General features: G+C 25.4%; 18 protein-coding genes. 8 read left to right on the top strand and 10 right to left on the bottom strand.

The window, feature by feature from the left end; genetic code table 4:
- Positions 1-489: 489 nt before the first annotated feature.
- From EXC48_RS02420 to EXC48_RS02445, 6 genes are all read right to left on the bottom strand, one after another.
- Entirely contained in the window at positions 490-3,153 is a 2,664-nt protein-coding gene (locus EXC48_RS02420) for a DNA topoisomerase 2-like domain-containing protein (protein ID WP_129720631.1), read from the bottom strand.
- A gap of 170 nt (positions 3,154-3,323) precedes the next feature.
- Positions 3,324-5,186 (bottom strand): ABC transporter ATP-binding protein, encoded by a 1,863-nt coding sequence (locus EXC48_RS02425; RefSeq protein ID WP_197725028.1) that lies wholly within the window; start codon positions 5,184-5,186, stop codon positions 3,324-3,326.
- Positions 5,187-5,188: 2 nt separating this feature from the next.
- Positions 5,189-6,955 carry an ABC transporter ATP-binding protein gene (locus tag EXC48_RS02430; RefSeq protein ID WP_129720633.1) on the bottom strand — a complete coding sequence of 589 codons (1,767 nt, stop codon included), beginning with the start codon at positions 6,953-6,955 and terminating at the stop codon, positions 5,189-5,191.
- A gap of 5 nt (positions 6,956-6,960) precedes the next feature.
- Positions 6,961-7,323, bottom strand: coding sequence for a helix-turn-helix transcriptional regulator (locus EXC48_RS02435; protein WP_129720634.1), 363 nt, complete (start codon positions 7,321-7,323; stop codon positions 6,961-6,963).
- Positions 7,313-11,701: a DEAD/DEAH box helicase gene (locus EXC48_RS02440; RefSeq protein ID WP_129720635.1), complete on the bottom strand. Its 4,389-nt coding sequence runs from the start codon at positions 11,699-11,701 to the stop codon at positions 7,313-7,315. The genes EXC48_RS02435 and EXC48_RS02440 overlap by 11 nt, the downstream gene beginning before the upstream one ends.
- Position 11,702: 1 nt before the next feature.
- Entirely contained in the window at positions 11,703-12,059 is a 357-nt protein-coding gene (locus EXC48_RS02445) for a PTS sugar transporter subunit IIB (RefSeq protein ID WP_041593873.1), read from the bottom strand.
- 829 nt (positions 12,060-12,888) lie between these two features.
- Between EXC48_RS02445 and EXC48_RS02450 the strand changes: the two genes are divergently transcribed.
- Together EXC48_RS02450 and EXC48_RS02455 are read left to right on the top strand one after the other, a co-directional pair.
- Positions 12,889-13,767, top strand: a complete 879-nt coding sequence (locus tag EXC48_RS02450) for a DegV family protein (RefSeq protein ID WP_041593874.1) — start codon at positions 12,889-12,891, stop codon at positions 13,765-13,767.
- Entirely contained in the window at positions 13,754-13,978 is a 225-nt protein-coding gene (locus tag EXC48_RS02455) for a hypothetical protein (protein WP_129720636.1), read from the top strand. Before EXC48_RS02450 ends, EXC48_RS02455 begins: the two co-directional genes overlap by 14 nt.
- A gap of 19 nt (positions 13,979-13,997) precedes the next feature.
- On the opposite strand, the gene prmC is transcribed toward EXC48_RS02455, so the two are convergent.
- The gene (prmC, locus tag EXC48_RS02460) at positions 13,998-14,720 is read right to left on the bottom strand and encodes a peptide chain release factor N(5)-glutamine methyltransferase (protein ID WP_129720637.1); all 723 of its coding nucleotides are present in this window, start codon (positions 14,718-14,720) and stop codon (positions 13,998-14,000) included.
- Positions 14,720-15,799 (bottom strand): peptide chain release factor 1, encoded by a 1,080-nt coding sequence (gene prfA / locus EXC48_RS02465; RefSeq protein ID WP_129720638.1) that lies wholly within the window; start codon positions 15,797-15,799, stop codon positions 14,720-14,722. Before prfA ends, prmC begins: the two co-directional genes overlap by 1 nt.
- 170 nt (positions 15,800-15,969) lie before the next feature.
- On the opposite strand from prfA, the gene asnS reads away from it, so the two are divergent.
- Positions 15,970-17,328, top strand: a complete 1,359-nt coding sequence (asnS, locus tag EXC48_RS02470; RefSeq protein WP_129720639.1) for an asparagine--tRNA ligase — start codon at positions 15,970-15,972, stop codon at positions 17,326-17,328.
- 127 nt (positions 17,329-17,455) lie between these two features.
- Here the strand turns inward: asnS and EXC48_RS02475 are convergent, their stop codons facing one another.
- The gene (locus EXC48_RS02475) at positions 17,456-19,054 is read right to left on the bottom strand and encodes an APC family permease (RefSeq protein ID WP_129720640.1); all 1,599 of its coding nucleotides are present in this window, start codon (positions 19,052-19,054) and stop codon (positions 17,456-17,458) included.
- Between the two features lie 25 nt (positions 19,055-19,079).
- Positions 19,080-19,814 (bottom strand): endonuclease, encoded by a 735-nt coding sequence (locus EXC48_RS02480; protein WP_129720641.1) that lies wholly within the window; start codon positions 19,812-19,814, stop codon positions 19,080-19,082.
- 446 nt (positions 19,815-20,260) lie between these two features.
- On the opposite strand from EXC48_RS02480, the gene EXC48_RS02485 reads away from it, so the two are divergent.
- From EXC48_RS02485 to EXC48_RS02505, 5 genes are read left to right on the top strand one after another with little or no spacing between them, the layout of a single operon-like run.
- Positions 20,261-22,153, top strand: a complete 1,893-nt coding sequence (locus EXC48_RS02485; RefSeq protein WP_015287310.1) for a ribonuclease J — start codon at positions 20,261-20,263, stop codon at positions 22,151-22,153.
- A gap of 9 nt (positions 22,154-22,162) precedes the next feature.
- Entirely contained in the window at positions 22,163-22,393 is a 231-nt protein-coding gene (locus EXC48_RS02490) for a hypothetical protein (protein ID WP_129720642.1), read from the top strand.
- Between the two features lie 8 nt (positions 22,394-22,401).
- On the top strand, positions 22,402-22,980 hold the full coding sequence (locus tag EXC48_RS02495; RefSeq protein WP_015287312.1) for a diadenylate cyclase: 579 nt from the start codon (positions 22,402-22,404) through the stop codon (positions 22,978-22,980).
- 2 nt (positions 22,981-22,982) lie between these two features.
- Positions 22,983-24,590 (top strand): magnesium transporter, encoded by a 1,608-nt coding sequence (gene mgtE, locus EXC48_RS02500; protein ID WP_129720643.1) that lies wholly within the window; start codon positions 22,983-22,985, stop codon positions 24,588-24,590.
- 12 nt (positions 24,591-24,602) lie between these two features.
- Complete coding sequence (locus EXC48_RS02505; protein WP_129720644.1) at positions 24,603-24,956, top strand: hypothetical protein; 354 nt, start codon at positions 24,603-24,605, stop codon at positions 24,954-24,956.

Raw genomic sequence — 24,956 nt, forward strand, 5'->3', positions numbered from 1 at the left:
AGATTAACAAATTTTTAAAAAAAATAGAGAGAGATCTTTTATATTGATTGCTGAAGAAATAAAATAAATTTAAGTTATGGGGATATAGCTGAAATTGATACATAAAATTTTTAATATTTTCTAAGAAATTTAAAAAATATTTTTTAAAAATACAAAGGTTTTTGCTTACTTTTTTAAAAAAGTAAGACCTCTTAATTGCGATTAAGAGCGGAGATTAAAAAAAAAAAAAAATCCATTTTTAAAAATTTATATAGAAAAATTTTAAGAAAACATTTTATGTTTTCTAACTTTTATATTATCTCTTTTAATAAAAAATATCAATTTTAAATATTTAAAATTTTCAATAAAATAGTCCTATTTTTTAGGACTAAAAACATAACAAAAACTGTCTCATACTTAATGTTATTCTACAATAACAAAATAATGATTCAAAAATCACCTATAATAAAGATGATTTTTTGAGTGTGATTGAATTAAATGCTATATAAATTAACTTAAACTAATAGTTTGCTCGTAATCCTTATTTTTAATTTTATATTTTACTATTAAAACATTATTTTTATAACTTGCGTTTAATAAAAAGGTTTTATTTTTTCCCTTTTTCTTTGATTTTTCTATTTCTAGATCATTTGGATTAATATCACTTTTCAATTTAAAAATTTGATTATTTTTCTTACTATTTTTCCCTTTTATTCCAAAGCCTTTAAATGTCGCATATCATTGAAGCTTAAGATTTTCATCATCTAATGAAACTAATTTTTTAAATTTTTCAATTGACTCTTCTTTTTTATCATCAAATCAAATAAGTATATTATTGAATTTATCTTCCATTTCTTTTGGTGTAGAAGGGACTTTTGCTGAGTCTTGAGACGGTGTTTGAGTATTAGGTTCTTTTGAAGGAGTTTGTTGAATCTGAGGGTTTTGAGTTTGCGTTCCGGAATTAGATTTAGTTGTTCCATTAATTGATGAACCTTGATTTGGCTTATTTATTTCAGGAGTTGTTGGATTAGGCTGTTGATTCGAACTAGATGAAGATGAATTATTTATATTAGTTTGATCAGATGAACTAGAACCAGGATTCATTAAGTTTTTATTAGTTTGAGTTTTAGAAGTATCTTTAATACTGTTAGAAGTTGTATCAGTCGTTGTGCTTTGATGTGTTTTTTGTGTTGAATGCGGTGTATTTAATTGTGGTTCTTGAACTTTTTCTGTATCTTGTTGTGCTGAATTTTTTGGTAATTGATATTTTAATTCAATTTTTTGTTCATATTCTTTATCATTAAATTTGTATTTAACTATCAAGACTTCATCTTTATAATTAGCTTCTAACTCAAGATTTTTAGCTTTTGATTTAGTTTTATTAAATTTTTCTAATTCTTTTGAATCAATTTCGCTTTTTAATTTAAAAATTTGATTATTAGATTCTTTCCCTTTTTTAGCTATACCAAAAAAACCATTATGTGATTTATATCATTGAAGTTTAAGACTTTCATCATTTGATGTAACTAATTTTTTAAATTTTTCAATTGACTTTTCTTTTTTATCATCAAATCAAATAAGTATATCACGATATTTACTTTCTGATTGATTTTGACTAGGGTTATTTGTTGATGAAGATGATGATGAATCAACCGAATTATCTTTTTTTACATCTTGATTTTGCATATCAGTACCTGGAGCTTGATCGACTTGTGTACTTGAGTTAGAAATGGCAGATGAACTATTTGGATTAACTTCCATTGTAGATGGTGATTCAGTTTTGCCTTTTGGTTTATTATCTATTTGATGAGAGTTTGTATTAGAATTAGAAGGTGATTTTTGTTGCGATTGATCAATACTTTGCGGATTAGTTGGTTGAGTAATTTGGGTATTCTGTTCTACTTGTTGATCTTGTTTTTTAAGTGTGCTATCATTTGGTTTAGACGGAACATTTTGCATTGAATTTTGTGTTACACCAGGCTGAAATTGTTGAATATTTTCACCAATTGCATTTGTGTTTTTTTGTTTTGTTTTTGTTCCTTGATCATTTTTTGAAGAATCTTTTTGTGAGTGATCTATTTTAGTTTTATCATTTTGGGAGTTTTTATTTGGTGATATTTGATTTTTGGATTCTTGATCATTTTGTTTCATTGAATCATCTTTTTTAATATTTGAACTTGCATCATTTTGGTTTTTTTCTGCATTAGATCCTTGAGTATTATCTTGAGATCCTTGAACTTCATTATCATTGGAAGGTTCTTGTAGTTTTGAACTAGAAGATGAATTTGAACCAACTTTATTTTCTTTTTCATTTTCTTTATTTATTTTATTTATTAATTCATTTAATGATTCAATATCATTTGCTTTATCAAGTTCAGAACGTAATTTAGATTTTTCAGGATTTTTATTATCTAATAAGCTTAACTTTTCAGAAACTTTTATATTTTCTTTATTAAATTCTTCATTAATTTTGACTTTTATGTTTTCAAAATCTTTTTCAGTAGTTTCATAACTTTTGATACTTGAAAGAATGCTTTGATATTGATCTGAACCCTTTAGCTTATCTAAAAGTTTTTCTGTTTCTTTTTGAATTACATTAAGTTTTTCTTCTGCATTGCTAGATAATTTTTTAACTTCATCAATCGAGTTAGACGATTTTACTTTATTTATTAATTGAGTCTTTTCTTGATTATAGTCTGAAAGTTTTTGAATATTTTTTAGTGCTAGTTCTTTTTCAAGGTTTAATGTTTTTTTAGAATCATTTTGGATTTTAAGACGTTCGTCTGCTGAAATCGCTCTTTTTAATTTTTCAAGCAATCTATTTTTTTCTTCACCTTGGGTATAATTTTTTATATCATTTTTAATTTTATTATCTTCCTCTTGAATTTGTTTTAAAACTTTTTGAGTTAACATTTCTAATTTAGTTAAATTTTCTGCTGAGTAAGACTTGTGTTTAATATCACTAACAAAACTCATTGCTTCATTTTTCAATATCAATTGAATAACTCTTTTAGACATTGAATCTAGATTGGTTAATTTATTATGATATAAATTAATCTTATTTTTTGTAGATTGATTTATTGAAATTCATATTAAGCTAGCACTAGAAATTGCTAAAAATGGAACTGATAACCCTAAAATTATTTTAAATTTTCTTTTTTTATGTTTTCACATCTGTTTTCCTTTATTATTATATTGTTTATATGTATATTAATATATTAATTTTATTAAAGTATAAATAAATATGATTGTGATAGATTATATCTTGTATATCAAGGGTTTAGCCAAAAATAAAATAACTTATTTTATTTTAATAAGTTATTTTATTTTTTAACAGAAATGCTTTAATCTATTTGATTTAAGTCAGAATTTTGCTTTTTTAAAATACTATAATATCTGCCTTTTGTTTTAATGAGTTGATTATGATTTCCCTGTTCTATGATTTCACCATTTTCAATAACATAAATATTGTCACATTCTTTAATGGTACTTAAACGATGCGCAATAATAATTGCTGTGGTATTCAGAGTCAATTTATTCATAGATTTTTGTATTTCTTTTTCTGTCAGAGTGTCAACGTTTGATGTAGCTTCATCCATAATAATGATTTTAGGGTTTTTGTAGTTAATTCTTGCAATTGAAAGTAATTGTTTTTGACCTTGCGATAATGAATTTCCTGCATTAGATAAAAAGGTTTCAACACCCGCAGACATCTTTTCTAAATGGCGATCAAAGTTAGCACTTTTAACAGCATTTTCAACATCACTTTCATCCACATTATGTTCAACATTAATTGAACCATAAGTAATGTTATTTTTTATAGTGTCACTAAATAATTGAGTTTCTTGAAGTACATATCCTATCACTTGTCTTAGAGATTGTTTATTTATTTGTGTTAGATTAATGCCATCTAAATAAATATTTCCTTTTTCAATTTCATAAAAACCGCCAATTAAATTAATAATAGTAGTTTTCCCAGCGCCTGTTGAACCAACTAACGCAATTTTTTGACCAGGTTTTATTTTAAAGTTAATATTTTTAAGTATATATTGGTCATCATATTTAAAATAAACATTTTCAAAAGATATTTCACCTTTTATTTGAATTTGATGCTTATAAAGGTCAGATTTTCAATATTTTATTCCTTTTGAGTCGACATATAAATAATATGAACCTTGATTTTTTTCTAAATCTTGGTCTAAAATATTAAATATTCTTTTTGTCCCAGCGATAGCTCTAAAAACATCATTTGCATTAATCATAATACTTGCAATAGGAAAAGAAAAACTTTTTGCGAACTGAGTAAATGATATTAATGTTCCTATTGTAAGACCGATCCCAGCTGAATTTCCTTTAATTATTAAAATAGCACCAAAAATGGTTACAATACCATATCCTAGTAATCCAATATTAAAAGCAAATGGATAAAAAACACCAGAAATAATATATGCTTTTTGACTTTTCTTTTGATAATCATTAGTTAATTTATTATGCAATTTAATAAGATGTGTTTTTTTGTTAAAAATGATATTTGTGTTAAATCCAGATAGATTTTCTTCTAAAAAACCGGTTCATTTAGCATTTTGATTTCTTTCTTCACTAAAAACCTTTTTTGATTTTTTTGAAATTAAAAAAGAAGTTATAAATATTAAAATGATAAATATAAGTATTATGAATGTTAAATAAACATCTAAAACAAACATAATTACAATAGAAACGCTCAAAGATAATATTGCATTAATTATGTTTGGAATTACATCTCTGAAAAAGTTCTTTAAGGTTTCGATGTCAGAGTTAAATGTTGAAATAATTGTTCCTTTTAGTTCCTTATTTAAATAGCTCATTGGTAGATTTTGAATTTTATAATAAAGTTCATCTTGAATAATTTTCATAGTTTTAAAAGTAGCTGAACTTAATAAAAAATTACCAAAAAATTTAAATAAAATGGATATTAAAAACCACAAAGCCGATAAAACGATAACTAAATAAAAATAGTTATAATCGAAATCTTTAATACTTCTACTAATTAAAAAATCTTTTAAGACATAATCGACAATAATTTTACCAATAAACACTTGGTTATATAACATTCCGCCTGAAGCAAGCAAAAATAGTAAAACTCCAAAAATAACAGTAAATTTATTATTTCTCCATAAATATGAAAATATTCTTTTAAACACTATTATTGAATTATTTTTATTTTTCATATTTATTCCTTTATGGTTTCATTTTGAGATAAATAGATTGTTTTATAGGTATCATTTTGTAAAAGTAATTGTTCATGTGTTCCAATTTGAGTTATTTTTCCTTGTTCAATAATAGCGATCACATCGCAATCTTTAATCATAGAAATTTTTTGAGAAATAATTATTTTAGTGCAGCTTTGAATATTTTTAATCGACGACTTTATTGAATTTTCAGTATCTAAATCAACTGCGCTTGTTGCGTCATCTAAAAGCAAAAGTTCAGGATTTTTAATTAGAGCTCTTGCGATTGCAATTCTTTGACGTTGACCGCCAGAAAAATTCGCTCCTTTTGGTTCAATTTTAGCATTAATATTTGATTCTAACGAAGTTACATAATCGTAAATATTGGCTTTTTTTAGAGCGTTTATAATTGCTTGATCAGAATTAGAATCATTAAATGATGTTAAATTGGTTTTGATGGTACCTTTAAATAAAATATTTTCTTGAAAAACTATTGAAATCTTATCTCTTAATTCTTCTAAATCATAGTTTTTAATGTCTATATCATTAATCAAAATTCTTCCTTCAGTTGCATCATAAAATCTTGCTAAAAGATTAATAATAGTTGATTTTCCCGAACCGGTTTGTCCTAATATACCAAATGAAGTATTTTTATCAATTGTAAAATTAAGATTTTCTAGGATGTATTTTTTAGAATTTTGATATTTAAAAAATACATTTTGAAATTCAATTTTGTTAATATTAAAATCTTTTATCGCTTTAGAAGAATTCTTAATAGCACAATCGTAATTTAAAATTTCTTTAAGACGTTTAGCGCTTGGGTATGATACAAAAAGATTGAATCCAATTCCCAGAATTCCTAAAAATGAAGTTGTGATCATTCATATATATGTTCCAAACAAAACAATTACACTAATTTCTATTTTATTTTCTAAAACTTGATTTACACCAATTGTCCCTAATAAAATAAGAGACATAAAAATAATTGTCATAAAAAATGATTCACCTAATGAGTTGGCTAAAACAATTTTTAAGTTTGATTTAGAAAGTTTTTGTGTAAAGTCTTTAATAGTTTGATATTCTTTTTCCTCAGCAGAATTTGCTTTGATTGTTTTGATAGAATTAAGATTTTCCTGAAGTTTTTGATTAAAATTATCATTTAATTTAAAAAGTTTTTGGACAATTTTACGCACAAAATAAATAACAAAAGACATCACAACTAGAATTGGAATGGAAATCAAAAATATATATGACAAAGTAGGAGAAGTTGTGATTGAGAAGAATAAAGCACTTCCAAAGGTAAAAATTGACCTAACTACTGAAACTACTATTAGAGAAAGTGTTCTTTCAAGATTTAGAACATCATTACTAATTCTATTTAAAATTGTTCCAACCCCGAAATTATTTAAATCTTGCGGCGAAAATTCTAAAATTTTAGCAAACACTTTATTCTTAATATTCATTGAAAAATTAGTAGTAATTCTTGAAATTAGAAACACTTGTATAAAAAGCGAAATACAAATAATTATCCCAACAAACAAGATCAAAAATCCGCCATATCTTAAAATCATAGTTTGTTTTTGACTGCTTGTTAAATTTTGGTATTCGTGTTTTTCATCAGCTACCAAATTTATGATACTTTGAACATATTGCGGGCTTAAAACTTCAAGTGCTATTTGGATTGCGATTAAAATAATTGCAATTAATATTAATATTCGATTTCCTTTAAGAAAACTTAAAATAGAAATATTATTAGTTGTTTTTTTCATTTATACTATATAGCTGTATGACCATCATTAACACAAATGCAATCATACATTTTTTCTTTATCAATTTCATAAATTACTTCTAAAATTTTATGGTACTTTAATCGAAATTTTTCAGTCAAATAATAATATGAATTTAATCCAACTCTTTTATCATTAATAACTTGAGCTTTTTTTAGGTCATTTAAATGTTTTGAAACATTAGATTGTTTTTCATCTAAAACATTTACTAATGTTTGTACATCACATTCAATTTCATGACAAGTAAAAAGGTGCATAATTATATTTTTCTTAACAGTTTTTGATAAAAATGATAAAGCTCCTTCAACTGAATATTCTCAATTATTTATTCCGTTGTGTTTAATGCTCATCTTCTTCCTCCTCATTATCATAATTAAATCAAGTACTTGTTAATCCAAACTTATTTTCATATGTTTTAAACATAGGAGCTTCAATTTCAGTTGTTTTAGTTTCATCCGGATCGTTATTAAATAAATTTAAAAATTTTTGATCGATATCCTCATTTAAATTCTCTTTATGTTCTTGTTGAATATCTTCATTTTCTTCATTAGCGCTTTCATTTTGATCATCTAAAGTTAAGCTATGTTCTGGAATATGTGGTTCAGTTTCTTGGTTTAATTCATCATCATTATAAACAATGTCATTATTCTCATTTAAGATTTTAGATATCTCATCATGAACCATATTTTGATCAAAAGGTTCTTGTTCATCTTCAATTGTTACTTCATCATTTTTGGCTTCGTTAATTAGAGTAACATTGTTTTGATCATCTACTTTATTTTCATTTGATAGAATATCATTTTCATAATTAAAATCAAAATATTCATATTCTTTATTGTTTTCTTGATATTGATCATATTTGTGATCAAATTCTTCTTCTTCTTCTTGTTGTTGTTCTTCGTTATCAAAAGATAAAAATACATCGAATTCTCTTGTGCTCATTTCTTTTTGTTCAAATAATAACCCTTTTGCTTCTTTAATAAATTCATCATTTGCTTGCTCAGTTTTAACTCCAATCTCATTTTGAGCAATTTGATTATCAGAGTATTCAATATTATTTTCAATTTCTAGTTGATTTAATTCACTAAATGAACTTAAATCTAATTCATCATTTAAAATTTCATCAGCAACATCATTTTCAACTTCAGCATATGTTTTATTCATCTCAGCTTCATTATCAAGGTTTTTTATAACATTGTTGCCTAAATATTCTTGTTGCATTAATATTTGTGATTGTTCATATTCTTGTTGATTATCTTCTTGTGTTTCATTTAGTGTTTCATCACTTGTGATTAGAGATTTTTTTACTGTATTTGTGTTAGAGAAACCAAAGCTAATATTATCAGTAATAATTGTTTCGTTAAAAGTGGTGGTATTGTTTTGTGTATTTGAATAATTAGTGCTTTGAGGATCTTTAAAGGTTGAAATAATATTTTTTTCTGCGTTTTCATGGATTTTATTTAATTCCGCAATGTTTTGATGTGATGTTTCTTTAAATTCATCTAAACTACTTTTATTCAAAATATATGTTGAAGTCGGGTGGTAATTTACCGCCTCATCGTTTAAATTATTTTGCTTAAATCAACCGTTTAATCTATTTTGTATTTGCATTCATGAAATAGGATTGATTATTTGAACATCATAATTTTTAGATACTAAAAATCTAAATCTATCTCTAATAAGCATATATTTTTGAGTACTATTTTCATAATTGAATGTATCGAAAATGAAGCACTTATATGGTTTTTGGTTTTTAGTTATCACTAAGTCAATTTTTATGGAACCAACATTATATTCTTCAAATAGTTCATACTCTTTTTTGTTTGATATTGATGATTTAATTGAATCTAGCACAAATTTTTTGAATCATTGTGAGTTTTCGTCAAAATCTAAGGTGCTTTGTTCATCACTTTTAACATATTTAAAAAGATTAAGATTATTATTTTGAATTTGTTTGTTAAATGAATCATAAACTTCACTTCTTTTTTGATCCGCTGGCTTTTCAAGAAATCTCAATCATTCTTTAAAAATTTTCATATCATCTGTATGATTTTCGCCTAAACTAATGTCACTTGACTTAATTGTTTTTATAACTATCATTTTTTCTTTTGCTCTAGAAATAGCAACATTTAAAGCATTTTTACCAGTAGGGCGGCAAATATATGTTGAAGATAACTTAGTGTTTTTATCATATGAAACAGTAGCAACCACAAGATCAGCTTCATCACCTTGAATATTTTCGATGTTTTTAATTAAAAGTTTTTTATCATTTATTGCTTCTTCAAGATCAGGATGATTATTTAGGATTAAATTGGTTAAATATTCACTTTGTGAAATATTAAACGCTAATAGAATAGTTTTTTTGTATTTATTGACATTTTCTTTTAAAATTTGAATTGCTTTATTTGCTTCTTCAATGTTTTTACTATCTTTTCAAATCCCATCAACTTCGTATACTTCGATAGCATCTTCGAATGAATTGATATTAGCATCAACTACATCAAGTTGTGAATTATAAAAATATTTTGATGAAAATGACATTAAAGCAGCATGTTTAGAACGATAATTTTTATCAAGTAATATTTGTGTTACATTTAACGATGATGCATAGTCTAAAAGCGAATCTACTTTACCAAAAATAGTATCATCAGTGCTTCTAGAACCAAACCAATTACTTGGGCGCATTTGCTCTGGATCACCTGCTAAAATTTTTGTCTTAGCTAAATAAAGAATTGGAAGTCCTTTTTCAATAAAGATTTGACTAGATTCATCTAAAATAGCATAATCTAACTCCTCTTTATCTCATGAAGCAAGATCAGTATCAGGAGTAGCTACAATAATTGGATAGATTATTTTGATAATTTTCGCAAATTTTTTAACAAATCTATATGGTTCTAAGTTTTGAACCCTAACATGTTGAGCGAACTCTTGGTATTCTTTAATCTCATTTTCGTTCATTTGAGTGAATTTATTATTAATTCTTTCGGCTATAATTTTATGAATAATTTTTTCATCAGAAATTTCCTGATGAAAATCGATTTCATTCGATAAATTAATAATTTTTATCAATTCACTTATTAATTTTCCATTTTCTTCAGTACCTGAAATTTGATGAAAAAATCCTACAAGATTAGAAAAGTTCCCTTCAAAAAATGGAAAATAGTTTTTTATTTCTTCAGCTATTTTTTTAACTCTATGATACTTAGAAAAGAATCACATAAATCTAAGTTTATTTTCTTTCAATAAGCTTTTAGTAATGTTTTCACTAGTTATTTTTTGTTGTGGGTACATAATATCAAATGGAAGATTAATTAAAAATTCACTATCATTAGCATAGTTTGGATTTTCTTTATATTTTGACAAGTAATAATATGCATATAAGATATTTTTGATATTCTTATGGTTTAATAATCCATCAACATTTTTAATATATTCTAATTCTTTTTGATTGATAATAGGAGTCCCATTACTAATGATTGGATTTTGAAAGTTTTCAAGTAAATCTAAATATTTTTTAATAGGTTCATAAAATAACTTTTTATTTACATTTTTAGATTTTAAAATAAATAAACAAAAATCTTGTAAGGAACCTAATCTATTTTTTATAACATTTAATGCCGCTTTTTTTTGTGATGCTACGATTGCAGTTTTATTATAAACTAAGATATTTGTTAATAAGTTAACAATGGTTTGTGACTTACCTGTACCTGGTGGACCTCATATTATAGTGTGTTGATTTAATGAAGAAATAATAGCTTTATCTTGAGAGAGATTAGAAGGAGTTATTTTGAAAATAGAAATTTCAGGATTATTTAAATATTTATTAATTCTATCCTTGTAAATATTTTTATTTATTTCGACTTTTATAATATTATCTATTTCATCTTTTTCAATGATTTCTTTCATTCTATTTCTTGAGTATCCACCAGACGGTTGGAAAATACCTAAAATAGTACCTGGATGAAATAAAATATTTTCATTATCAATCTCCGGTGAACCCTTAATTTCAAAATTTTCGAAGATTTTTTTTGGCAAACTAAAGAGATTTTCTCAATCATTTTTAAGAATATTAACTAATTCAGAAATTCTATTTTCATTTAAATTAGAGTCTACATGAAGATTTAATCCATTATTTTTTAAAAAGAACATTATCTTTTCATTAATTTTTATATCACCTTCACTAGTTAAAAAAGGTTTTCCATTTTTAAACTTAATTTCCACTTCTTTAAAGAATAAAGGAGCATAAATAACTTTTTCATCAATTCTTAAACTAATAAACATAAATCCAATATGTAGTGGTCAAATATTTGTCTCTTCAAGAATTGAGGTTGTATTTGAATTTAATAATTTTCACAATGAAACGGAATTTTGAATTTTAAGCTCTATTAGGTTTACAATATTTCTTTTTATTGTTTCTAAGTCTAATTTACTTTCAACAATACGTTTTAAATTAAGTTTTCTAACATTTTTGTTATAAACTAGATTTTTAAGTTCTTCAATTGAATTTGTTTGCTTGATTAGATTCATATATTCTAATAATGTGCCATCAAGTAATGTAATCTCAAATTTTTCTTCATTAATAATTTTTTGATATTCTTCATCAGCTAACATATTTTTGATATCAAAAAAGTTTTTATTATCAATTTTAGTGAAGATTGAAGAATCATTAGGTTGTACATCCAGTAGATTATTTAGAATTGTTGTATATTTTTCATTGATTTGAGCCATTTTATCCCCTTTTATTATTATTTAATGCTTGATATACAGAATTTGTATATACACCTAAAATGATGGAAATGGTAGAACTTTTGACAAATAATCCACTTACACCTTTTAATTTTTTTATTTTTTCTAAATCAACCTTAGCAATATCTTTGATTTCTATATTTAACCTTGAAGGCTTAGAATCAATTACACGATAATTTTCAACTCCTAAATAACTATTTAGTGTACTAATTTTAAATGGTAAATCATCGACTTGATAAATGGTATTTTTTTTATGTTCAATTTTTTTTCTTCATTTTATTCATATTAAACCAAAAGTTATAATACTTAAAAATATTACTTTAAACTTATTATTAATCATATTTAAATGATACAATAAAATACATTTTTTTAAAACTTTAAAAGACACCTTTTTATAAAATATATTTTATAAAATATGCTAAATTAGTTTATATTTTTAATGTTTTACACCGCAATAAAAAAACAAATATTTTATAAAAAAACACACCCAAATTTTAAGGTATGGTTTTAAAAATTTAACTATTCTCATTAATTTAACAAATATTAAACAAATAAAACGGTTTTATTATCTATTTAATATTTCTATGATACTTTGTTTAATAATTTGCTAAAAGTAGTAATTATAACCAAGAAATAAAATTAAACTATTATCAGTTTTGAGTTTTATTTAAGCTTTAATAGTTTATATTTATTAGATTTTTTATTTATTACTATAAAAGTATAGATTTTTATTTTTAAATTACAAGTAAATAAAATTTTTTAATATTTCAATGTTTTATAAATAAAGTCCTAAAAAACATTAAAATTTAGATAGAAAACTGTGTTTTTGTTATTTTATTTATCAATGGATTAGATTTATTTTTATTATCTTTAAAATGCAAGGAATATAAAAATTTAAAAAGTATTATTTTTGAATAAATTGTGTAATCAAAAAGCAATAAGTTATACTTTTATCATTATGTAGTAATATCATTTGTCTTAAAATTTTTATTTTATATTTTCAATTTTGTCTACTAAGTGGATATAATTAAAATTTTTATTTTACAAAATTTATATTAAAGATTAACATTCAAAATCAATAAAAAATGTTTTAAAAGAAGAAAAAATGTATAAAAAATATTTTGGATATTTTAATCATAGATGCATATGTTTTTGTTATAATAACATTTATGAGAAAGTTAGGAATAATAATAGATCCGTTTTCATGCTTAAATGAACAAAAAGCAAATGAATTGGGATATAAATTTTTACCATTACAGGTTGAAATTGATGGCAAAACATATTTAGATGGTACTGATGATAGATTAGAAATTTTAAAAATGATTGACAAATCAGAAAGGGTTTTGAGCTCATTGCCGAAGTTAGAAACAATTCAAAGAGTTGTTAATGAAGCATCAAAAGAATATTCAGATGTAATATATTTAGGTATTTCGTCAAATCTTTCGGGTACCGCAGGTGCAATTAGAACAATGGCAACTGAATTAGGGAACGTTTATATAATGGAAAATCACCTTATTGGTGATCAAATCACTAGAACCGCTGAATATTTAAAAAATCTTTATGAAAATCATAATTATACTATTGATCAGTTATATGAAGAATTAAATTGAATCAATGAATCTGTAATGAATTTAATAGTGCCTGAAAAAATCGATTATATGATAAAAGGTGGAAGGTTATCTGGTTTAAAAAAATTTGTATTAACAAAAATTTCAATGCTACCAATTTTATCTTATGAAGAAGATGGTTCTGTGAAGCCAAAACATTTAAAACGTTCAGTTTCTAAAGCAGTTTCTAAAGCAATAGAAAGCATTGTGGAATTTTGTCAATCAAAAGCTGAGCACATCGATAAAGATTCTAAACAAAAATTTGTTATAACATTTATCCATGGAATACATGAAGAAATTAATAATATGATTTACCAAAATCAATATTTCAAGCCTACTTCTGAATTTTTAACTCCTTCTGTTATTGCTGTTCATACCGGACCAGAAGCGATTGCGTTGGGCGTTATGCCTGAATTAATTATTAACAATGAAAAAAAATAATAGAAAAGAAAAAAATCCTGAACAACAATATACTAAATTAGTTAATAATATCATTTCTACTAATGAAACATCAAATGAAGAAAAAAATACATATCATAAAAATAGTCTAATTTATGTATTTGCTATAATATCAATCTTAATAATTATTGCAATAACAGTGTTTTTATTTGTTTACCTTTTCAAAGATGGTGATAGTATAATTTTAAAATAAACACTAGCGAAATTAATCGTTAGTGTTTTTTATAACTCATTTTCAAGATTCGATCTCTCTGATTAATATCTTTAAAAATTTCAATGTTATACATTGTTTTTTGTTGATTTCATCATTCTAAATGTAATGGATTAATTTCAAAATAAATGATCCCGTTTTCTTTTAAATATTCCTGGGCATCAGCTAAAATTCTTTGATAAAAATATCGTCCATTGTTTTCAGCAAATAATGCTATATAAGGTTCATAAAGTAAAACAGATTTTGCAATTGGCTCATTTTGATCTAAATAAGGAGGATTAGACACAATTAAGTCAAACTTAATATTATTTAATTCTTGAAATAAATCACTTTGAATAATTGTTACATCTAGATTATTTTTTTTAGCATTTATATTGCATTCTTCAATTGCTTCGGGAGAAATATCAACTAAAAAAACATCTCAATTTGGACGATGTTTTTTTAAAGCTAGGCCAATAAAACCTGATCCTGTGCATAAATCAAGTACTTTAAGGTTTTTACTTTTTGTATGATCGGATAAAATTTTTATAATCAATTCTTCTGTTTCATAACGAGGAATTAAAACGTTTTTTGAAACATCAATAATGACATCTTGCATTTCAATATAACCAATAATTTTTTGAACTGGAACATGATTTTTTAATAATTTAATTTCGTTTAGAGTTATAGTTTCTTTTAAACCATATCGTCTTTTTTCTAATAACAAATCTTTAATTTCGGGCATTAAATACCAGCTTCTTTAATTTTTTCATTTTGTTCTTCTGTTAATAATGCATCAATAATTGGATTTAATTTGCCTTCCATAATAGGTGATAAAGCAGTAGAAAATCCTATTCTATGATCAGTTACTCTATCTTGAGGATAATTATAGGTACGAATTTTTTCAGATCTAGCACCTGAGCCGGCTAGTTTACGATAACCTGATTCTTCTTCTAATTTTTTTTGTAATTCCAAGTCATACAATTTTGATTTTAAAATTCTAAGAGCAATTTCTTTATTTTGAATCTGACTTTTACCTTCTTGACAGCTTACTACTATGCCAGTGCTTAAATGTGTAATTCTAACAGCAGAATCAGTCGTATTTACTGATTGACCGCCATTTCCGCTTGAACGAAAAACATCAACTCTAATGTCATCTGGTTTTATTTCAATATCAATATCATCATCGATTTCAGGCATTACAGTCACAGTTGCAGTTGAGGTATGAACTCTACCTTTTGTTTCAGTAACAGGAACACGTTGTACTCTATGAACACCTGATTCAAATTTTAATTTAGAATATGGTTTTTCACCTTTAACTGAAAAAGTAACTAAAGTAAACCCGCCTGCCTCAGCAGATGAAGAATCTAATAATGTGATTTTCATATTATTTTGAGTAGCTCACTTTGAATACATACGGTAAAGATCACCTGCAAAAATATTGGCTTCATCTCCTCCGGCTGCGCCTCTTATTTCGACAATTACGTCTTTGTTATCATTTTCATCTTTTGGTAAAATTAAAATCTTAAGTTCAGAAGATAGAATATTTAATAATGATTCATTATCTTGAATTTCTTGCTTTGCTAAATCTAGCAAATCAGGATCTTTTTCAATTCCAAGGATATCTTTTGCTGATTTGAAGTTTAATTCAGCATTTAAATATTTATCAAATGTTTCAACAATATCCTTAATTGAATTTAACTCCTTATTTATTTTGGTATATTTTTTAATGTCTGATATAATCTCAGGATTTAAAAGACTTTTTTCAAGTTCATGATATTTTTCTTTTATTTGTAATAATGATTTATACATTGTATGTTCCATAGTTACTTTATTTTATCATATTTTTATATTTTCTCTTTCGCTTAGGCATTAATTTATGAACGATTTAAAAAATAAATTGTATAATACTTATAAAATTTTAAAAATCATTTATTAATGATGTATTATATATCTTAATCTTTAATTAACAATAAAAATATCAAGGAGTTAAAATGTCATCAATTAAATCAATTTTACTAAAACCAATGTTTTATGATAAGTGAACAAATGTTGAGGTTAAAGGTTGAATTTCATCAAATAGAGGAAACAACAAAATTCGTTTTATTGAACTAAATGACGGTTCAACTATTGATAACTTACAACTTGTTTTTAAAGGATCTAAGTTTAATTTTAATTTACTAGATCAATTAAAACCTGGAGCTGCTATCGTTGTTAATGGCGTTTTGAACGCTACACCAAATGCACAACAACCTATTGAAATGATTGTTGAAAATATTGTTTCACACAAAAATGTTGATGATGATTATCCTATTCAAAGTCAAGAGATGAAACTTGAAACACTTAGAGACATTCCACACTTAAGACATCGAACTAGCATATTAAAAGCAATAATGATTATTAGATCGACCTTAGCACAAGAAGTTCATAAATACTTTATTAATAAAGAATTTCATTATCTAAATAGTCCAATAATAACAAGTAATGATGGAGAGGGCGCTGGTGAGACTTTTAATGTTAGCGATAATTCATCAACTGAGCCATTTTTTGGAAGAAATAAAAAAGCAACCCTAGGTGTTACCGGTCAACTTCACGGAGAAAGTTATTCTCTTGGATTTCAAAAAATATACACTTTTGGACCTACATTTAGAGCTGAAAGATCAAATACAAAAAGACATTTAGCTGAATTTTGAATGATTGAACCAGAAGTTGCTTTTTATGATTTAAAAGATATTATTTCTCTCGCTGATGATATGTTAAAAGTAGTTATCAGAAATACAATTCATAAGCATAAAAAAGAAATTGAATTTTTAGACAAAATTACAAATAGTAATTTATTAAAAAGATTAAATCATTTTGTTGAAACTCCATTAAAAGTTGTAGATTACACTGAAGCGATTAGTGAATTAGAAAAAGTTAAAGATATTTTTGAAAATAAAGATATTAAATATGGCCTTGATTTAGCCAGCGAACATGAAAAATATCTAACAGAAAAAATATATAATGGACCAATTGCTGTCATTAATTTTCCAAAGGATTTTAAGGCATTTTATATGAAACAAAATGATGATAAAAAATCAGTCGCTGCTTTTGATCTATTAGTACCTGGTATTGGTGAATTAGTTGGTGGAAGCCAACGTGAATGCGACTATCATAAGCTTGTAACTAGAGTAAATGAATTAAACATTGATCAGAACGATTTGCAATGATACTTAGATTTAAGAAGATTTGGTCATATGATGTCTTCTGGGTTTGGTCTTGGATTTGAACGTTTAGTTATGTATGTAACTGGAACTGAGAACATTAGAGATTCAATTCCTTACCCAAGAACTACCGGAAACATTAGAATGTAATTTGTAATTTATGAATTACATTTTTTTATTTAACTATATAATAATATTTTTGTATAGTCATTAACTATAATAAATAAAATTTTTATTAAATAAAAACTAGCTAAAACTAGCTAGTTAAATAAATCAGTTATTTTATTGCAATATTTTTATAAATTTTTTTAGCATATTTTGAGTCATAATCAAATATTGTCGGAACAATCATAAAGATTAAAAATATCACAAATACTACTATAATCATAACACGGCTAACAATTATGTCATATTGTTGGTTTTCTTTTAACACTAATAAAAATAAATCTACAAATGGCGCTATGGTTTGTAAAATTAATGAAGATGAAACTAGAAAAATTGAAATAATTGCACAAGGAACAAAGTATTTAAACTTCTCACTATTATTTATATCATTTTTACGTTTAATCAATCTGCCTATTATAGCAACAATAATGTATGAAAATGCAAATATTGAAGTTCAATTGCCCATTAAATCAGCAAACCCTAACAATCTAGCCATTCCAAAATATCCTATACCATCATACAAACTCTTTCCAGATTCATCTAAATAAGAATTAGGTAAGTATGTTAAGCCACCAATTAAAGTAAATATAACACATAAGAAAATTGTAATTACGGCAGTATAAATAGTTCCGATTATTGGTTTATTTTCGTTTAACTTATAAATATATTTGTGAGCAAAAGGGAGCTCTCTATTTTGAATCAATTCTTCTGCTAATCTTGAAGATCACATTGCTAAATTATTAACAATACCGATTATTCCTATTGCGATAAATAAGTTTGTAACTCCCGCTAATCATCCTAATTTATTTTCTTGAAGAAAGGTAATAAATGCACTAAATTGTCCACTTTTCGGATATGCTACTGTCATAGAAATTGCAATAATTAAATAGATAATAGTTACAATTGAAAGCCCAAGAACAAGCACAAAAGGTGAACGTTTAGGTTGTTTCATTTCAGTTCTAATTCCTAATGAATAATAAAAACCATCAAATGAAAAGAATATAGCAGCAAATGAAATGAAAAATCCTATTCCGGGTGATAATGAAGTAAATGAAGTATATGAATATTTAGTTTGATCAGGCGAAATTAATACTTCAGGTTGTGTTACTTTAGCGACATAAAATCCTAAAATTGTAATAATTAATAATGGCAAGAACTTCACAACAGTAATAATTCAATTTTGAATATTCCCTGCTTTAACGCTTATTCCGCTTACAAATATAAATCACAACGAGATTGCTAAACCAATAATACCTCATATCAACCAATCAACAGATGTATTAAAATTATTAGCAAAACCAAATGAAGCAAGAGCATCTTGGATTGTTTGTAAAGCATATATCGGCATAAAGAAGAATGCTAAAGGAATATAAATGTAAAACATAAAGTTCTTACAAGTCTTATACATAAATCTAGATGATAAATCTTTTACTCATCCTATCATTGATAAATTACCAGTGTTTTTCTTTGCGACTTCAACTAATGATAAAGCCATACAAACCACAGCAAATGAAGATAAAATCCACGTAACGATAGCTAATGGTAGAGAATACCATGAATTACTTAAAATTGAACCAGCTTTTAAAAAGATACCACTTCCTATACATGAACCAATAACTATGAATATTGCAGATATAAATGAAATTTTTTTATTTTTAATTTCTTTTTCATTCATCATAGATGATAAAGAAATATTATCGTTATTGTCCATATGCCTCCTTTATTTTTCAATTATTTTATTCTTTTTTAATTAATGTTCCTTTGTTTTCGAAAGGTGTATTATCTATTTCTAAAATTTTATAGATTAAATCTGGATAATCTATAAATGGATTTCTTACACATTGGTATTTATAAACTTCATTATTTCTAGTTATGTCAAAACTAGAGACAGGATCATTAATGTTTCATGTTAAATAGGTATCTAAAAATTCTTTTTTAAGATATGGAAAGTCTTTCTGAAAAACACCGATTTTAAAATCAGTTAAATCTAAATAAGATATTACATAATAAAAATAAACTCTTGCTATATCACCTTTAAAGTCATCAACTGGTTCAAAAACTATATTATTAAACTTATCATAACCAAGTTTAGAATGATTTAAAGTGGTTTTTAAAACAGTTTTCACTTTTCCGTGAGGATAATTTGATCTAATATCATTTACTTTTATATCAACAGGTCAAACGATGTTTGCATCTTTAAAAACAGGCATTTTGCCGTGAAATCAATTTTGAGGAATAATGTGTTCTTTATTTAAGCCTTCGCCTTCTTTTTTAGCAAAATTTCCCTTAAAAACTTCATAATTATACGGATCTTTTCCATCAGGATTTTCAGAATACACATCTAAAATGTATCCATTTTTCTCATAATAGAAATCTTTAAAAGCTTTTGATTTATTATAAAAATCACTTAGTCTTGAATAAGCATTATGAATTAGTTTTGTTTTTTGTTTTTGAAGATCTAGTAAGGCCATCAATAAGTCATTGCCGGATTTATTATCTAAACTTTTATAGTAATCATTTTTAGAATTGTAAATAAATTTGCCACCATAAATAAGATTCTTTAGATCGCAAATGCTAAATGTTTTTTTTTAATTCACGAAGAATATCATATTTTTTTCTTGGATTTTGTAATAAGTTATATAGATAAAATAATATTTCTGTATTATTAGTTTTACAAGTATTCTTTACACTATTTTGTCGCAATAAAAATAACCATTTATAAAAAAGGTTTTTCAAATTTGTTAAAAATCTTTTTTGATTATTTTCTTTCATACATATATTTTACTATTATTATTGAATTTTATGCAATATTTTTTAAAAATTTTGGTTCATCGTGTTATAATTAGTAATATTAATATTTTAATAATTAATAGACTTATTTTTCAATTTAAATCATTAGAATAATTTAGGAGAAAACATGCAAAATATTCAAAAAATACCAACAAGAATAATTGCTCTTGGTGGTTTTGAAGAAATCGGTAAATCAACCCTTTTAATTGAACATAAAAATCACATTTTCATAATTGATTCAGGAATTAAATTTGCAGATACATTTAACACCGGAATTAAAGGAATTATCCCGAATTTTGATTATTTAAATCAAGATGAAAAAATAATTGAGGGGCTTTTTATTACGCATGGGCATGAGGATCATATTGGCGGAGTGGTTTATTTAGTTAAGAAAACTAAATTAAATAAAATTTTTGCTCCTAGAATCGCGATTCAATATTTACAATTAAAATTTGAAGAGCATAACATTAAAAGAAAAATTGAATTTATTGAAATTCAAAAAAATGATGTTTATAAATTTGAAAATAATTGTAAAGTTGATTTTTGAACAGTTCAACATTCCATTCCTGATGCATTTGGTATTAGAATAACAACACCAAACGGAAGTTTAATGTGTACAGGGGATTTTAGATTTGATTATACTCCAATTGGTAATTTTACTGACTTTGCTAGATTAGATGAAATTGGAAAACAAGGTTTAACAGCTTTATTATCTGATTCAACTAATGCAATGAGACCAGACCATTCGCCTTCTGAAAGTGATATTTTAACTGACATTGAACGACATATGCGTTCAGCTAAAAAGAAAATAATAGTTACCGCTTTTGCTTCAAACTTAACAAGAATTAAGGTTATTATTGAACTTGCTGCAAAACTAAAAAAGAAAGTAATTACTTTTGGACGTTCGATGATACAAGGTGTTAAAATTGGAAAGAAACTTGGTTATATTAATGTACCAGATAATGTCATTATTGATAAGAAAGCTGCAAAAGATATCGATGATTCAAAATTAGTTATTTTAACAACTGGTTCTCAAGGAGAACAATTAGCCGCTTTATCAAGAATGAGTTTTGGCAAGCATGCGACTATTAAAATATCTAAAGGTGATTTAATAATTTTTTCTTCTAGTCCTATTCCCGGAAATAGAATGGTTATTGAATTATTAATAAATAGACTTTATAAATTAGGTGCAATTATTAAAGAAAATGGAGTTGATGGATTTTTGCACACTTCAGGGCATGCTTACAAAAGCGAACATGATAAGATTTTTCAATTGACACGACCTAAATACTTTTTACCTTATCATGGTGAATATCGTATGTGTGTAGCTCATGGAAATACTGCAATTGAAAATGGTGTTAATCCAAAAAATATCTTAATCATAAAAAAAGGTATTGTATTCGAAATGCTTGATAATGAGATTAAAGAAACTAATGAAAAAATAGATTTTGGTCCAATTTATATTGATGGAAATTCTGTTTTACAATTTTCGCAACAAATTTTAAAAGAACGTGCCCAATTAAAGGATTCTGGTTTTGTAAGCATTGTTTTTCTTATTGATCGGCAAAATAATCAAATTATTGGTAGACCACAAATTATCACAAGGGGAAGTTTCTTTGTCAAAACATCAAAAGACCTAATTGATGAAAGTAGAAGAGTTTCGCACGGGGCTGTTTTGTATCAAATAAAAAATAATCCTGAATGAACAAAGGAAGAATTAGAAAAAATTTTAATGGATCGTTTGTCTTCATTATTTTATAAAGAAAAAAGAAGAAATCCTGTTATTGTTCCAACTATTATTTTTACTGATGAAAAACCGGACAGAGATATCGCTAAATACAAAATAAAATTTGGTCCTACAAAAACTTCAAATGAATCAGAATATCCAATTGCTAAAAATAATATCTCTGACAAATTAAGTAAATTCATTGATGAAAAAATGAGAGAAATCAATGAGCTTGCATTAGCAGGAAATATTGAAACTGAATATGATGATGTAGATGAAGAAGATGAAGTTTAGGAGGTGTTTATGAAGAAAAAAGAATTTGAAATAGACTTTGTAAAATTTAGAAAACAAGAAATAGAATATGCCATTCAAAAAGCAAAATTAGAAGAACAATTAAAAGAAAAAAGTAATAGTCAAAAAGAAATACCTTTTTATAAAAGAGAACTATTTTTTAATATAACAACATCTATTTTTGTTTTTATCATAATTATTGCATTATTAATCGGCGCTTGATTTATAGGGACAACAAGTTAGGGTAAATAATGACTATTTTAATAATTTTAGTATCTCTTTTATTCTTTATTTCTCTTGTTATTTTATTTATTTTGCTTAAACCGTTTATTTTTCTTTTTATAAGTTCTAAATTAAGACGTAGTAGTTATGATAAATTAGGCAAAAGTAGTCAAATTAGACTTATTAACCAACTTAGGGAATCAGTTGAATATTTATCTAAAAATAAAATTGGTGCCTTGATTACTATTGAAAATAATGATAACATTGATAATTTAAGAACTGACGGTGTGATTTTAGATGCTAATATTTCAAGTGGGTTATTAATTTCTATTTTCAACAAATATTCTCCATTACATGATGGAGCTGTTGTTATTAGGAATAATAAAATTTATTATGCTGCCACATTTTATAAAATAACTCGTAGATCTGCTCCTGCTTCTTATGGTTCAAGACATCGTGCTGCAATGGGAATTTCAGAACAATGCGATGCAACAACAATTGTTGTTTCTGAGGAAAACGGGGGAGTAAGAATTCTTAAAGGGAATCTTGTTCAACAAGTAAAAATTGAAGAATTCCAAGAGCAATTAATAAAATACCTTAAGGAGTAAAAATGGAACATAATGTACATGAGATTAACCACGAACTCCTTGTTGACAAAATTATTGAGTTAATTAAAAATCGCAGTGTAAAAGCATTAAGAGAACTAGAAGAAGATGTTACATATCATGATTTTGCCCAGGCATTTGAAAGTCAAAGGTTAAGCGATGAAGACCGCTTATATATTTTAAGAATTCTTCGTACTGTTGAAGCCGCTGAAGTTTTTAGTTATCTTGAAGATGATACTAAAAAAAGATTAGTTGGTCTGTTCAGTGATGAATTAGGTCAGAAAGTGCTTCAAGAATTAGAAACAGCTGAGTTAGTAGATATTCTAGAAGAACTTCCGGTTAATTTAATGAGAAAGATTTTATCTCAAACTACAAAAGAAAAACGTGAAATAATTAATCAAATTTTACACTATAATGATGATGAAGTTGGAAGCTTTATGCAAGTTGATATTTCGATTTTAAAATCAAATTGAAACACACAAAAAGCTTTATCAAAAATTAGAACAGACTATAATAATAACTTAACAATGGTTCATAATTTTTATATTGTTGATACTGAAAATAAATTAATTGGTGACGTCACATTAGAAGAACTTATTTTTAATGATGAAGTAAAAAACCTCTCAGAAATTGCGAACCCGGTTGCAACTGTTCACCCTAATGATGATAAAGAAATGGCTGCAAAAGTTTTTTCTGACAATGACCGCTCTTCACTACCGGTTGTATCATTAGACAATCGTTTAATCGGAATTATCACATCAGATGATATTATCGACATTATTCATGAAGAAGCAACTGAAGATATTTATAAAATGGCCGGGATTAGCGCCTCTGATACTGAAGAAAGTTATTTAAAAACATCGATTAAAAGCATAGTAAAATCAAGAGTTTTATGATTAATTATCTTAATGTTGTCCGCAACAATATCTCAATATATAATTCAAAAGTTCACTAATATAAGTGAAAATAGTATTGAGCAATTTGGTATCACAATTTCAACTGCAGTTATTGTTTCATTAATACCTATTATAAGCGGTTCAGCAGGTAATGCTGGTTCACAATCCACTACAACAGTGACTCGTTCTGCAGCTCTTGGTGAATTTAGCAAAAATGATTATAAAAAAGTTATCTTAAAAGAAATTTTAGTTGCTACTATAATTGGCGCAATTATGTTTATAATTAATGTAGTTAGATTGTACATTTATTATGCAATACCTGTTTTTAGTAATGACGCTTTTAAAGACCCCAATAACAAAGATTGATATTCATTATCTTTCATCATCCTAGCTAGTTCAGTTTCATTATGGTTTGTAGTAATTTTTGCAAAATTTTTGGGGACAATAATTCCATTAGTTGCAATAAAGTTTAAAAAAGATCCAGCTGTGATGTCTGCTCCTATTTTAACAACTCTAAGCGATGCATTATCAACTTTAATTTTTTTTGGACTAAACATTTTCGTTCTTTATATTGCTTGAAAATCTGGATTAATTGGGAATCATTTTATTAATAGTTTATCAAATTCTCAAGTCTCAAAATTAGAATCGATGCAAAATGTCGTGATATTAAAAAATATTGAAATATATCATCTAAATAATGTTTTAAATACTATTTAAATAGAGGAAAATATGAAAAAAGTAGCAGATGTTGAAAAATTAAAACTTTTAGCTGAAGAATACATTAGAGTATCAAAAGATCTAAAAGAATTAAAAAAAGAAATGAATAATTTAGTAGCTGATACTGATATAGAAATTAATGAACATTTATCCGAAGGCGGAATGGTTATGTATCATAAACCACCTTCAAAGAATAAAATTGATAAGTCGTTGCTAAATGAATTATTATTTAACATAATATTAAATTTTAATAAAGATCCAGAGCAAGCTAAAATTCCTTCAAACTTAGAAATTGAATCACAAATCAAAGAAAAATGTCAAGTTATTAAGGAATTTAAATGAAAATTAACAATAAAAAGTAAGTAG

Origin of the sequence: Mycoplasmopsis cynos, from assembly GCF_900660545.1 — a bacterium.
GTDB classification, from domain to species: Bacteria; Bacillota_I; Bacilli_A; order Mycoplasmatales; family Metamycoplasmataceae; genus Mycoplasmopsis; species Mycoplasmopsis cynos.